General features: G+C 70.8%; 12 protein-coding genes and 1 pseudogene. 4 read left to right on the top strand and 9 right to left on the bottom strand.

From position 1 onward, the window contains the following. Window positions 1-80: 80 nt before the first annotated feature. Window positions 81-692: a M48 family metalloprotease gene (locus tag BUE42_RS22670; protein WP_159445477.1), complete on the top strand. Its 612-nt coding sequence runs from the start codon at window positions 81-83 to the stop codon at window positions 690-692. On the opposite strand, the gene BUE42_RS22665 is transcribed toward BUE42_RS22670, so the two are convergent. From BUE42_RS22665 to BUE42_RS22625, 9 genes and pseudogenes are all read right to left on the bottom strand, one after another. Beyond that, complete coding sequence (locus tag BUE42_RS22665; RefSeq protein ID WP_073467555.1) at window positions 676-1,806, bottom strand: methyl-accepting chemotaxis protein; 1,131 nt, start codon at window positions 1,804-1,806, stop codon at window positions 676-678. The genes BUE42_RS22670 and BUE42_RS22665 overlap by 17 nt on opposite strands. A 36-nt stretch (window positions 1,807-1,842) precedes the next feature. After that, window positions 1,843-2,511, bottom strand: a complete 669-nt coding sequence (locus BUE42_RS22660; RefSeq protein WP_073467554.1) for an HAD family hydrolase — start codon at window positions 2,509-2,511, stop codon at window positions 1,843-1,845. Window positions 2,512-2,536: 25 nt separating this feature from the next. After that, window positions 2,537-3,739: pseudogene (pabB, locus tag BUE42_RS22655) on the bottom strand (aminodeoxychorismate synthase component I); the annotation flags it as partial. A gap of 6 nt (window positions 3,740-3,745) precedes the next feature. After that, window positions 3,746-4,279 carry a formaldehyde-activating enzyme gene (fae, locus tag BUE42_RS22650; RefSeq protein WP_073467553.1) on the bottom strand — a complete coding sequence of 178 codons (534 nt, stop codon included), beginning with the start codon at window positions 4,277-4,279 and terminating at the stop codon, window positions 3,746-3,748. Window positions 4,280-4,299: 20 nt separating this feature from the next. Continuing rightward, window positions 4,300-5,112 (bottom strand): formylmethanofuran dehydrogenase subunit C, encoded by an 813-nt coding sequence (locus tag BUE42_RS22645; RefSeq protein ID WP_073467552.1) that lies wholly within the window; start codon window positions 5,110-5,112, stop codon window positions 4,300-4,302. After that, entirely contained in the window at window positions 5,109-6,023 is a 915-nt protein-coding gene (gene fhcD, locus BUE42_RS22640) for a formylmethanofuran--tetrahydromethanopterin N-formyltransferase (protein WP_073467551.1), read from the bottom strand. Before fhcD ends, BUE42_RS22645 begins: the two co-directional genes overlap by 4 nt. Then, complete coding sequence (locus BUE42_RS22635; RefSeq protein WP_073467550.1) at window positions 6,020-7,702, bottom strand: formylmethanofuran dehydrogenase subunit A; 1,683 nt, start codon at window positions 7,700-7,702, stop codon at window positions 6,020-6,022. Before BUE42_RS22635 ends, fhcD begins: the two co-directional genes overlap by 4 nt. After that, the gene (locus BUE42_RS22630; protein WP_073467549.1) at window positions 7,699-8,964 is read right to left on the bottom strand and encodes a molybdopterin-binding domain-containing protein; all 1,266 of its coding nucleotides are present in this window, start codon (window positions 8,962-8,964) and stop codon (window positions 7,699-7,701) included. The genes BUE42_RS22635 and BUE42_RS22630 overlap by 4 nt, the downstream gene beginning before the upstream one ends. Window positions 8,965-9,395: 431 nt before the next feature. Beyond that, on the bottom strand, window positions 9,396-10,097 hold the full coding sequence (locus BUE42_RS22625; protein WP_073467548.1) for a HisA/HisF-related TIM barrel protein: 702 nt from the start codon (window positions 10,095-10,097) through the stop codon (window positions 9,396-9,398). 22 nt (window positions 10,098-10,119) lie between these two features. On the opposite strand from BUE42_RS22625, the gene BUE42_RS22620 reads away from it, so the two are divergent. From BUE42_RS22620 to BUE42_RS22610, 3 genes are read left to right on the top strand one after another with little or no spacing between them, the layout of a single operon-like run. Then, window positions 10,120-11,106, top strand: coding sequence for an ATP-grasp domain-containing protein (locus tag BUE42_RS22620; RefSeq protein ID WP_073467547.1), 987 nt, complete (start codon window positions 10,120-10,122; stop codon window positions 11,104-11,106). Continuing rightward, window positions 11,099-12,169 (top strand): hydantoinase/oxoprolinase family protein, encoded by a 1,071-nt coding sequence (locus tag BUE42_RS22615; RefSeq protein WP_073467546.1) that lies wholly within the window; start codon window positions 11,099-11,101, stop codon window positions 12,167-12,169. The genes BUE42_RS22620 and BUE42_RS22615 overlap by 8 nt, the downstream gene beginning before the upstream one ends. Beyond that, the gene (locus tag BUE42_RS22610) at window positions 12,169-12,777 is read left to right on the top strand and encodes an amino acid kinase family protein (protein ID WP_073467545.1); all 609 of its coding nucleotides are present in this window, start codon (window positions 12,169-12,171) and stop codon (window positions 12,775-12,777) included. Before BUE42_RS22615 ends, BUE42_RS22610 begins: the two co-directional genes overlap by 1 nt. The last annotated feature ends 19 nt before the right edge of the window (window positions 12,778-12,796 follow it).

Below are 12,796 nucleotides of genomic sequence, written 5' to 3'. Positions count from 1 at the left end.
AAACCCTTGAATCAGGCCCGGTTCTTGCGCCGTAATCCTGACAAGGGTCTGCGCAGGAGCGACACGGCATGCGGTGGTGGATGTTGATCGGAGTGGCACTGGCGGCGAGCAGCGCGCGTGGCGAAGACATCACGCAGGTGCTGGAGCGCTCGCAGAACGTGCGCCTGGAGCGGCTCTCGCCGGCGCCGGTCGAGAGCGAACGCGCGCAAAAGGTGCGCGACAGCTTCGACAGGCTGGTGCACACGCTGGGGCTGGAGGGCGCCGCCGAGCTGCGCGTGGTGCGTGGCGACACCGTGGCCGAGACGCTGCGAGGCCGCGTGGTGATCGCCAACGAGGGCATGGGCGACTGGCCCGAAGAGGGGCGCTTGTTCGTGCTGGCGCACGAGTTGGGTCACGTCGCGCTGGCGCACTGGTCGCAAATGGGCGTGATGTACCAGAAATGGGTGCCCGGCAGCGTCACCGCCGACCAGACCGACCCGGTCGCCGGGCGCTTGGGGCGCGAGGCCTCGGCGCTGGCCTACCAGCAGGAGTACGAGGCCGACGCGTTTGCGCTGCGCACGCTGGAGGGCCTGGGCGTGCAGCGCGACGCGGTGTTCTCGGCCTTGATGCGCCTGGGCGCTAGCAAGGACACCGCGACCCACCCCGGCACGCACCGGCGCCTGGCGGCACTGCGCGCTACGCAGTCACCCTGAAGGAGCTCATCGCCTCGGTGAGCCGCTCCGACTGGCCCTTCAGCGACTGCGCCGACGCCGCCAGCTCCTCCACCAGCGCCGCGTTCTGCTGCGTCATCGTGTCGAGCTTCGACACCGCCTGCTGCATGCGGCCGATGTCGCTGCCCTGCGATTCGCCCGCCTGCGCGATGCCGGCGATCAGGCTCGCCACCTGGCCCACGCTGTCGACGATCTCGCGCATCGTGCGGCCCGCATCGGCGACCAGCTTCGATCCGGCGGTCACCTTCGCGCTCGAGTCGCCGATCAGCGCCTTGATCTCGCGCGCCGCGGTCGAGCTGCGCTGCGCCAGGCTGCGCACCTCTTCGGCCACCACCGCGAAGCCCCGGCCCTGCTCGCCGGCGCGCGCCGCCTCGACGGCCGCGTTCAGCGCCAGGATGTTGGTCTGGTAGGCGATGCTGTCGATCACGCCGATGATCTCGGCGATCTTGCCGGCGCTGGTGTTGATCTCGTCCATGCGCACGATCACGTCCTGCATGGTCTGCGCGCCGCGCGCCGCGATCTCGCTGGAGCCGGTGACCACGCTGCGCGCGTCGCGCGTGCTGTTCGAATTGCTGCTCACCGTGGAGGCCAGCTGCGCCATCGAGCTGACGGTCTGCTGCAGCGCGCTCGCCTGCTGCTCGGTGCGGTTCGACAGGTCGGTGTTGCCGCTGGCGATCTCGTCCGACGCGGTGTTGACGCTCTCCACCGTCTGCCGCACGTCCATCACCATCGTGCGCAGCTTCTTGCGCATGCCGTTCAGCTCGGCGCGCAGCCACGAGATCTCGTCCTTGCCCGACGACGTGATCTTGGTCTCGAGGTCGCCACCGGCGATGCGGATCACGCACTGCACGGTCGACTCGACCGACTCCTTGATGCTGCCGCGGATCAGCCAGCCGGCCAGCAGCGCGATGCCGCAGCCGGCCGCGGCGCACACCATGAACCACCACGCGGCCGCCTCGGCATCGAGCTTGGCGCCGGCGGCGAGCTGCCGCACCGTCCAGGCGGCGGCGCCGCCCAGCAGCAGCACGATCACGCCCATCGCGACGAAGCCGATCATCACCCGCCTGACCAGGCTGACCTGTCGAATCCATTCCATGGTTTGTCTCCTTGTTGTTGTGAGAAAAGCCCCCCGTCACGGGCCCTGGTCGAGCACCGGCCAGCCGGCCCGCAACGCGTGCTCGCGCAAGGCCGGCTCCGGCCTGACGGCCACCGGATGCGACACCGCCTGCAGCAGCGGCAGGTCGCTCGCGGCGTCGGAATAGAACCACGACTGTTCGAACGCCCGCAGGCCGCCCGGGCTCGGCAGCCAGGTGAGTATGCGGCTCAGCTTGTGTTCGCGGTGGCAGGGCTCGCCGTCGATCTCGCCGGTCAGGAAGCCGTCGCGCCACTCGGCTTCCGTCGCCAGCACCTGCGGGATGCCGAACAGCCGCGCGAAGGGTTCGGCGATGAAGCGGGTGGTGGCGGTGACGATGGCGCAGCGGTCGCCGGCTTCGTGGTGGCGCGCCACCAGCGCCCGCATGTCGCGCGGGATTTTGGTTGTCATCTCGGCCGCCATCGCGACCTCGAACGCCGCGCTCCAGGCCTCGATCTGCGCACGTGGATGGACCGCCAGCGGTGCCACCGTGATGCGGTGCATCGCGCGGATGTCAAGCGCACCCGCCACGTACTGGTGGCAGCAGGCGAGGTAGGCCTCGGGCGCCTCGGGCGGCAGCACGCCGCGTGCCGTCAGGAAGCGTGTCCAGGCCATGCCGCTGTCGAACGGAATCAAGGTGTGGTCCAGGTCGAACAGCGCCAGGTTCATGCGGTCCTCACGCCGCCACCCGCTCAGGCGCCAGCCCGGTGAGGAAGCGCGCCTTCAGCAGGCACTCCTCGAACTCGTCGTCGGCGCGGCTGTCGAGCACGATGCCGGCCCCGATGCCCAGCCGCGCCGGCCGCAGCCCGCCGGCCTCGGCACCGAGCGTCAGCGTGCGGATCGCCACGCTGAGGCAGAAATCGCCGATGCGTGCGTCGCCCTCCGGCGCATCGACCCAGCCGATCGCACCGCAGTACAGGCCGCGCGGGGTGGTCTCCAGGCCGGCGATCAACTCCATCGTGTGGTGCTTCGGCGCGCCGGTGATCGAGCCGCACGGGAACACCGCCCGCAGCAGCTCGGCGAAGCCGACCTCCGGCCGCACGCGCGCGGTGACCGTCGACGTCATCTGGAACAGCGTCGCATACGGCTCGATCGCGAACAGCGCCGGCACCTTCACCGAGCCGGTCTGCGCGACGCGGCCGAGGTCGTTGCGCAGCAGGTCGACGATCATCAGGTTCTCGGCGCGGTTCTTGATGTCGAGCTGCAGCAGCCGCGCGGTCTCGCTGTCGCTTTCCGGCGCGGTGATGCGCGGGGCCGTGCCCTTCATCGGCCGCGCAGTCAGCAGGCCGGCGTCGTGGCGCAGGAAGAGTTCGGGCGAGCGCGACAGCACGTGCGTCGTGCCGCGCCCGTCGTCCGGCGGCACGATCAGCGCACCGAACGCCACCGGCTGCCGGGCGCGCAGCCGGCGGTACAGGTCCACCGGCGAACCGTGGGCATCGCCCTGCAGGCGGTAGGTGTAGTTGACCTGGTAGGTCTCGCCGTTGCGGATCGCCTCGTGGATGCGGTCGATCGCCCGCGTGAAGCCCGGCCGGTCGACGCTCGGCTTCAGGTTCGCCACGCCGCTGTCGCCTTCGCCGCCTTGCGCAGCCAGCCAGGCGTCCACCTCGTCGCTCGACAGGCGCGCGAGGTCGCGGAACATCAGCACCCGCAGCGACGACGCATCGTCCGGCCGCAGCGCCGCATGCCCGGCCTGCATCAGCTTGGCGCCCCATTCGTAGTCGGCCAGCAGCACCGCATGCAGGCCGGCGCGCAGGTCGGTGTCGACCGCGGCCCACACCGCATCGAGCCGCAATGGATCGACACAGCGGTGCTCGCGCTCGAAGCCGGTGTAGAGGCGGCTGAGCGGGTTGCCGCGCGTCGCGTGGCAGTCGTCGAGCAGGGCGCAGATGCCGTTCACGCCGGGTCAGCTCCAGTCGTCCATGTCGTGCTTGATGGTGTGGCGGTTGGCGATCAGCTCGTCGACCGACGGCTCGTTGTTCAACGCACGCTTGATCGCCAGTTTCGTCGCTTCGTGGTTGGTGCGGTACATGTCCTTCTTGTCGAGGTTCGGGTCCTTCGCGCAGCGCGGGTCGATCCACACCAGGCTGATGATGCACAACTCGTTGGCGATGTCCTTCGGAATCGTGCCGTCGATCAGGCAATCGATGATCGCGTCGGCGGTGGCGCTCTGCACCACGCCGCCGTAGAGGTCGATGTTGGCGAAGTCCTTCAGCGTGACCTTCGGCACGATGATGGTCGCCGGCCGCACCAGCTGGTTGCAGGCGCGGATCGCGAACATCGCGGTGTGGCCCTTGCTCTGCGCCATCATGTTCGCGAAGGCCTGGCCGACCGGGCCGTCGGTGCGGCCGATCAGGATCTCGGGCATCGCGTCGGTGAACTGGCCTTCGCGCGCGAACACGGTCGCCTCGCCGGCGTGGAACAGGTAGGTCTTGGTCATGGAGGCTCTTTCTCGGGTGCTCAGGTTGCCAGGATCAGTTCGCCGCGGCCGTCGGATGCGAGGTCGCCCAGGTGGCGCGTGATGGCGCGTGACGGCAAGGTCTCGAAGGGCCCGCCGTGACGTGCGAGGTCGCGGGCCAGCAGTTGCCAGAACACCCATGCGTCGGCCACCGCCGGCACGAAGGTTGAAGCGATGCTCGGCGCCGATGTCGCGAACACCACGCTGCCGCGCCGCATGCCGTATCCCACGTGCGCGCCGGCCTGCCCGCCGATGCCGATGGTGCCGGCCACCATGCGCGACGCGAGGAAGTCGCCCGCGTTGCCGAACACCAGCGCGGTGCCGCGCCGCATGCGGTCGCCGAAGCGCGCACCGGCGTTGCCCTTGACGACCAGCGTGCCGCCACGCATGCCGTCCATGCTGCCGGGCAGCGTGCTGGCCGCGAAGTCGCCGGCATCACCATCGACCGTGAGCTGTCCGCCCGCCATCTCGCAGCCCGCCAGCAGGCCGACCGCGCCGTTCACCCGCAGCTCGCCGCCTGTCATGCAGCCACCGGCGTAGTGGCCGGCCGCGCCGTCGACGCTGAGGCGTCCGCCCGCCATCATCCAGCCGACGCGGTCGAAGCGCGACAGGTCGCCCTCGAAGCGCAGCGCGCCGTCGTCGCCCTCAGGCCGGACCGCGAAGAACTCGCCCAGCGGCACCAGCGCCCGGCCATGCCCGACACGCAGCTGCTCGACCTGCGCCGCCGACAGCCTCGCCAGCGCCGCCGGCAACACGCCGCGCAGGTCCACGCGCACGGCAGGCGCGTGTCGCAGCGTGAGGCGCCAGCCGCTCATGGCGCAGCCTGCGCAGCGAGCAGCTTGCGCAGGTGAAAGTGGAAGGGCCCGAGCTTGCCGCCGTAGTTGCCGGCCGAGATGCGCAGCAACCCGCCCGCGGCACCGATCGCGATGCCGGCGCGCATGCCGGCGCGCATCGCTGCGCCGACGTCGGCCTCGGTCAGGCCGTCGATCACGATCTCCATCACGCAGCGCGTCTGCGGCGTGATCTCGCTGCGCGCCGCGAGGCCGTGCAGGCTGGGACAGAACGCATCGTTGGTCGATGCGCTGAGCGCGGCGTACTTGCTGCCGACCTTGGAGCCCGAGCGCACCACGCCGCCCGGGAACGGCATGATCACGTTCGGCAGCGCCTTCATCGCGGCGACCGCGGCTTCGGCCACCGCGAGCGCGGCATCGGTGTCGCGGCACATCAGCAGCAGGTTGCCGCCGCCGACGCACTTGACCACGGCCGTCGTCTCCTGCGCGACGAACTCGCCGTCCATCACCGGCACGCGCCAGTAGCGAATGCCGTTGATGACTTTCGAGATCTGCCAGCCGTCGCCGAAGAAGCGCAGGTTCTTGCCGAGCGGAATGGCTTCGCCTTCAGCGATGCCGGCGAACACCGCGGTGGTCGGGCAGGTCAGCACGCACTGGCCGACGCGGCGCTCCACCTGCTTCGCGAGCTCCTTGCCCGACATCGAGAAGATCAGCACGCTGACGCCGGGCCGGCCGTCCGGCGTGTCGGCGGGGTCCAGTTCGCGCTCGATGCCGGCCTCGCAGCCGCAGGCGATCACCGAGGTCGCGAAGCCGGTGGCCGACACCGCGGCGTTCAGCGCCCACGTCAGGTTGTGCGCGGTGATGATCAGCCGCGTGGCCTTCATCGGAAAGGCCTCGGCGAAGCTGTCGTCGATCGCGACGCCGTTCTCGATCATGTGATCGACTCGAAAAGGGCGGCCGGCAGCAAGCGCCCGCCATTGCAGCAGGTGCACAGCTCGTCGCGATCGATCGCCACCGCGTCGAAGTTCACCGACCCATGCGCCGCCATGTGCTGCCGCAGGTAGCGTTCGATGCCGCGGTCGTACTCGGGCTCGACGAAGTGCGTGCCGCCGGCCGGCACCGCGGTGATGCGGCCCGCGTGGGCCACCAGCGTGCCGTCCTTGTAGACCCGCTCGGGGGTGCTGAACATCGCCTCGCGGTCGGGGTGGTCGCGGTATACGGCGATATCGGCCGCTGCCCCCACGCCGAGCTGGCCGCGGTCGCGCAGGCCGAGCAGCCGGGCCGGGCCGGCGCGCGTCATGATCGCGATCTCGTGCAGGCTCAGCTCGCGCGTGATCGTGCCGAGCGCGCTGTTCGCCGCCACGTCGGGGTGGATCCGCGCCAACTGCTCGTTGCGGAAGCTCCTGTCCATCAGCAGCCGGATCAAATGCGGGTAGCTGGTGAACGGCCCGCCGTTCGGATGGTCGGTGGTCAAGGCCACGCGCCACGGGTCCTTGACCAGCAAAAAGATCTCCAGCCCGATCGCCCATTGCAGCGCGTTGACGTAGCTCTGCTCGCGGTAGCGGAACGGCACCACGCCGCAGCCGGCGTCGCATTCGATGTCGGCGCCGATCCACTTGCGCGGGCTCGCGAGCCCCGACTGCGCATGCTGGCGCATCGTGTCGCCCGACGAGGTGACGGTCTGGCCGAACATGATCTGGCCGACGTCGATGCTGATGTTCGGGTTCGCGTTCACCGCCTCGGCCAGCAGCAAAGCGGCCGACGAGAACTTCTTCGCGCCCTCGGTGCCGTAGGCGTGGAACTGCACATGCGTCAGGTGCGCCGGCAGGCCTTCGAGCGCGGCGATGGTGTCGAGCGTCGACTGGATGTTGCCGGCCACGCCGAGGTTGCTGCCGTGGATGTGCAGCGGGTGCGGCACGCCGAGTTCGCGCAGCGCGCGCGCCAGCGTGTGCACCACCTGCCGCGGCGTGACCTGCCAGTGCACATGCTGCTCGTCGACATCGAGCTTGCGCTGGTTGAACTTGAAGGCCGAGATGCCGGCCGGGTTGACCACCTTCACGCCGAGCGCCTTGGTGGCATGGATCGTCCAGGCCATGTAGTCGCGGAGGCGCTCGAAGTCCTGTCCCTCGGCCAGCATCTGCAGGAACAGCTCGTCGTTGCCCAGCATCACGTAGGCGCCGTGGTCGAGGATCGGCGTGTCGCCCATCTCCATGTGCGTGTGGCGCGCATTCGAGGCCATCATCGCCGGCTCGAAGGCCGCCGTGTAACCCATCTCGACGTAGCGGTAGCCGGTGGCCAGCGTGCCCGGTGTGCAGCCGCCGCACGAGGCCAGCTCCAGCGGGTTGGTCGGCAGTGCGAACGGCTCGGCGCCGCGGCGCTGCATCTCGGGCAGCAGCAGCCGCGACAGGTTGACCTTGCCGCCGCCGATGTGGGTGTGCATGTCGATGCCGCCGGCCATCACGACGCAGCCGCTCGCATCGACCTCGTCGTCGACCGCTTCGTGCGAGGCGAGCGCGGCGATGCGGCCGTCGCGCACGACGACATCGCGTAGCGTTGGCGCGCTGTCGTTCGCCGGGTCGATCACCAGGCCGCCGCGCAGGCGCAGGCTGCTCATGCGAGGGCCCCCGCGATGCGGTCGACCACGGTGGCGAGCGTCGGCAAGCCGTCGTCATGGATCGCGAACAGCGGCAGCATCACCGAGCCGTCGGCGCGGAACAGGTGCCCCGGCGAGCCGATGCCCGGCGTGGACACCGGGATGAACACCGACGCGGGCGACGCGGCGAGATCGGGGTGGCCCAGCACGACGGTCGGCAGCGCGGTGCGTGGCGGGGCCAGCTCGGGATCGAAGCTCGACACCCACAGCAGGCTGTCGACCGCCCGCTCGTCCAGCAGGCGCTGCGCATCGAAGCACAGCGGCTCGTGTTCGAGGCCCAGCGGCCCGGCGCGCGAGCGCAGCGGCAGGCCCGACAGCCAGGTGAACACCTGGTTCACCGTGCCGGCGCCGTTGCCGCCACCCAGCCACAGCGCCGCGGCGCGGGTGTGCCGGTTCAGCGTGTTGACCATGCGATGCAGGCCTTCGACGATCAGCGCGCCCTGCAGCGGCAGCCGGCGGGTTTCGCCGACGATCACCGCATAGCGCGCCTGCCGCAATTGCGTCGCCAGCGACTGCAGCGCGGCCGGCGCGTCGCGCACCGCGCGGCCGGCCACCAGCGCCGACAGCAGCGCGACGGTGGCGAACAGGTCGCCGTGCAACGGGATCGACGCCGCCGTGACGCCCGGCCGCGTGCGCAAGCCGGCCAGCACCGCGTCGTCGGCCGCGCTGCCGCCGAGCACCACCACCTGCCGCTGCGGCACCAGCGCTTCGCCGACGCCGCAGCGCTCGAAGAATTCCGGCGCCTGGTCGACCGGCGTGCCGCCGACGCACAGCAGCAGGTCGGCGCGCGTGCGCACTTCGGCCAGCGTCGTGAAGAAGCTGCCGCGGTCCTGCGTCGCGCGCAGCGTGGTCATCAGCGCCGCGCCTTCGGCCGCATCGCTGATCGCGCCGGTCTTGCAGGCCAGGCGGTACAGCGCGCGGGCGCCCGACACATCGGTGCCGAGGCCGCCGAACAGCGGTTGCCGGCTGGCGGCGAGCAGGCGGGCCGCGGCCGCGACGGCCTGGTCGAGGGAGCAGTCCTGCCCGTCCACGCGCGGCGAGGCCGTCGACGGCCGTGCCGTGAAGCGCGCCAGCGCACGCCGCGCGCAGGCACAGCCGGGCCCCGACAGCGTCAGCGCGCCCGACGCGTCGACCTGCACGGTGGAGGTGTCGCACAGCAGCAGGCAGAACGGGCAGGTCCAGCGCGTGGCGCCGGCGCGCGTGGGCACGGAGGTGTCGGTCATCGCCCGTTTCAACGCAAGCGATGTGCCACGAGCGAACACCGTGCAAACCTCTGTCCGGCAGCTGCTGCGCCAGTCGGAAGCGAGACACTGTGTCGCGTTTCTGGCGGGCAGCACACACCCGTTCTTCTGGCGGGCAGCACACACCCGTTCGCCCTGAGCAGGGACTGAGCCTGTCGAAGGCCCGACCGTCGAAGGGTTGTGCCCGAAGCGCGGGGGCTTCGACAAGCTCAGCCCGAACGGGGAGTGGGCTCAGCCTACCCTTCGACAGGCTCAGGTCCTTCGACAGGCTCAGGATGATCGGGCCCTTCGACAAGCTCAGGGCGAACGGAGTTTCTCGGTCCCTTTCGCTTGGCACGAAACGTGATGTGTCGTCTCGTCATGAACGCCACTGCTTCATTCGGGCCAGCCGCGACGGTCCTTGACAAAACCCCTCAGGTCGACATCCGCGGCAGCTTCCGGTCGTGCAAGGCGCTGGCCACCAGCCAGGCCGACGCGCCGGAGGCCCGCGCGAGCGCCAGATCGGCCTCGCTGCCGATGCCGCCGGCGCCGATCAGCTGCGTGTGCGGCGCGCGGGCGGCGACTTCGCGCAGGGTGTCCACGTCGGGCCCGTTGCCGGCGCCGACGCGCTCCAGCGTCATCACGATGACGCGTGGCGGCCACAGCGCGGGCGACTCCCAGCAGCCGGCGGCGTCGAGGCGCTCGCCGTCGCGGCGGTCGAGCGACAGGATGCCGCGGCCCGGCGGCGTGAAGCAGGCCGCGAGCGCCGCGCGCGAGCGCAGCGATTCGCTGCCGAACACCGGCACCAGGCGTGGTGCCAACGGCCCGAGCGCTGCACACAGCGCCTGGGCTTCCGACACGTCGGCGAAGCCGGCGTCCAGCCACAGCTCGAGGCCCGGCAAGGCTTCGAGCAGTTGCCGCACGACGGCGACGTGGCCCACACCGCCTTGCAAGGCATCGAGGTCGGCGACGTACAGCTGCCGCGCCGCGCAGTGGTCGCACAGGATGCGCGCGACGGTGAGCGGCTCGCTGCTCGCGCACAGCGCCGAGACGATCGGGCGGTAGTGCTGCCGGTCGCCCCGCAGTGCGCGCACCACCTGGCCTTGCAGCAGGTCGATCACGGGAATGACAGTCATGTCGAATGGATCGGGAGCATCGATGAAACGCGTGTTCGTGTACGAGTATCTCAGCGGCGGCGGGATCATCCCGTCGGCCGGCGACGCATCGGTCAACGACGACGCGGCGGCCGCCGAGCTGCTGCCCTTGGGCCTGTCGATGCGCGATGCGCTGGCGCAGGACCTGCTGCAGGTCGACGGCGTCTCGGTGTCGGTGGCCGCCAGCCCGCGTGCGCCGCGTGTGCCGGGCAATGCCGAGCCGGTGCGGCCGCGGGCCGGTGAATCGGCCTTCGATTTCGTTGAGCGCCAGGCGGCCTTGCACGACGTGGCCTGGATCGTCGCGCCCGAGACCGGCGGCCTGCTGGCGCGCATGCAGCAGGTGGTCGGGCCCGCCCGCTGGCTGGGCTGCTCGGCGGCGGCCATCGCGGTGGCATCGGGCAAGCGCGCCACGCTGCTGCGCCTGGCCGGGCATGGGGTCGCCACGCCGCTCGCCTTCGAGCACGTGCCGGAGGTGGAGCGCTGGGTGGTGAAGCCGGATGACGGTGCGGGCGGCGTCGCGACCCGCGTGCACCGCTCGCAGGAAGACGCGCTGGGCGACTGGGACCGGCGCTCGACCGCCGGTAGCCCGATGGCGATCGAGCCGTGGGTGGACGGTGAGCCGCTCAGCGTGTCGATGCTGTGCACCGCCGACCGCACCGAGCTGCTCAGCGTCAACCGGCAGCGCATCAGCGTCGACGGCGCGGGCGCGTTGTCGTTCGACGGTGTCGACGTCAACGCGATCGCGGTCGACGGCGAGCGCGGGCCGGTGCTGTCGCGCCTCGCCAAGCAGGTGGCGAAAGCCATCCCCGGGCTGCGCGGCTTCGTCGGCATCGACCTGGTGTGGCACCCGCGTTGCGGGCCGGTGGTGATCGAGGTGAACCCGCGGGTCACCTGTGCGTACGTGGGGCTGTCGGCGTCGCTGGGCCGCAACCTCGCCGCCGAACTGCTGCACGACCACGCTGTCGTCCGCGCGGAAGGCAGCGATGGCTGAGGCCACCGTGATCGGCTGGGACATCGGCGGCGCACACGTCAAGGCCTGCCTGCTGCAGCAGGGTCGCGTGATCGACGTCGCGCAATGGGCCTGCCCGCTGTGGCAGGGGATCGAGCACCTGGAGCGCGCGCTGCAATCCGCCGGCGAGCGCTGGCCCGCGGCCGTGCAGGCCCGGCACGCGGTGACGATGACCGGCGAGATGGTCGACCTGTTCGAGCACCGCGAGGAAGGCGTGCAGCGCATCGCGGCGCTGCTGTGCGATGCGTGGCCGGGTGCGCAGGTGCAGTTCTTCGCCGGGGACCAGGGCTGGTGCGGCAGCGAGCGCGTGGCGGCCGAGTGGGAGCACATCGCATCGGCCAACTGGCTGGCCACGGCGATGCATGCGGCGCGCGAACTCGGCGACGGCGTGCTGGTCGACATCGGCAGCACCACCACCGACATCATCGCGTTCAAGCACGGGCAGGTCGTCACGCAGGCGCGCAGCGACGTGCAGCGCCTGGCCACCGGCGAGCTCGTCTACCAGGGCGTGGTGCGAACGCCGTTGTGCGGGCTGGCGCGGCAGATTGCGTGGCGCGGTGAGCAGCTCAACGTGATGAACGAGTACTTCGCGACCGTGGCCGACGTGTACCGCCTGACCGGCGAGCTGAATCCGGCGCACGACCTGTACCCAAGCGCCGACAACGCACCGAAGGACCTGCCGGCCACGCGCAAGCGGCTGGCGCGGATGATCGGCATGGACGCGCGCGATGCGTGCGATGGCGAATGGCTGGTGTTTGCGCAGGACTGGCGCGCCGCGCAGGTGGCCGAGCTGGGCGGACAACTGCGCCGCGTGATGGCGATGCATGCGCTGTCGTCGGATGCCGTCGTCGTGAGTGCGGGCTGCGGCGACTTCCTGGTGCCGGACGTGCTGGCCAGCGCGCACGGTGCCGCGTGTGCCTGCCGCTCGTATGGCGCCGACCTGGCCCGCATCGGCCCCGGCGCCGCACCCGGCGTGGCCGGCTGGGCGCAGGTGTGCGCGCCCAGCGTGGCGGTGGCGATGCTGCTCGACATGGAGCTGCGCTGATGTGGATCGTCAAGCTCGGCGGCAGCCTGTGCGCCGACCCGGTGTTGCCGCAGTGGCTCGATTTGCTGGCGCAACTGGGGGGCGGGCGGGTGGCGCTGGTGTGCGGTGGCGGCACCTTTGCCGACGAGGTGCGGCGGCTGCAATCGCACTGGCAGTTCAACGACCTGGCCGCGCACAACATGGCGGTGCTGGCGATGGCGCAGACGGCCTACCAGCTGAACGCGCTGAACCCCGCGCTGCAGCTGGCCACCAGCCGCAGCGACATCCGCCGCGTGCTGCACAAGGGGCAGACGGCGCTCTGGCTTCCCTTTGAATTGCAGCGCGAGCACGCCGACGGGCACACCAACTGGGAGGTCACCTCGGACAGCATCGCGCTGGACCTGGCGCGGCGGCTGAATGCGGAGCGGCTGGTGGTGGTGAAGTCGTGCCGGGTCGATGGGGCATCGAGCCTTGCGCAGCTGAGTGAAGACGGCATCGTTGATCAGCGCTTCGCGTCGCTCGCGGACGGGGCGGCGTTTCCGATCGAGATCATCCACAAGGATGATCTGGAGGGGATGCGGGCGTTGTTGTTTGGGGAGAATCCGGTGCTGGGGGCGAGGGGGTTTTAGTTGTCCGTCGTTGCGATTT

The organism is Rhizobacter sp. OV335 (assembly GCF_900142965.1).
GTDB lineage: Bacteria > Pseudomonadota > Gammaproteobacteria > Burkholderiales > Burkholderiaceae_C > Rhizobacter.
The sequence above is the reverse complement of the archived record's forward strand: the minus strand, read 5'-3'. Positions and strand labels throughout refer to the sequence as shown.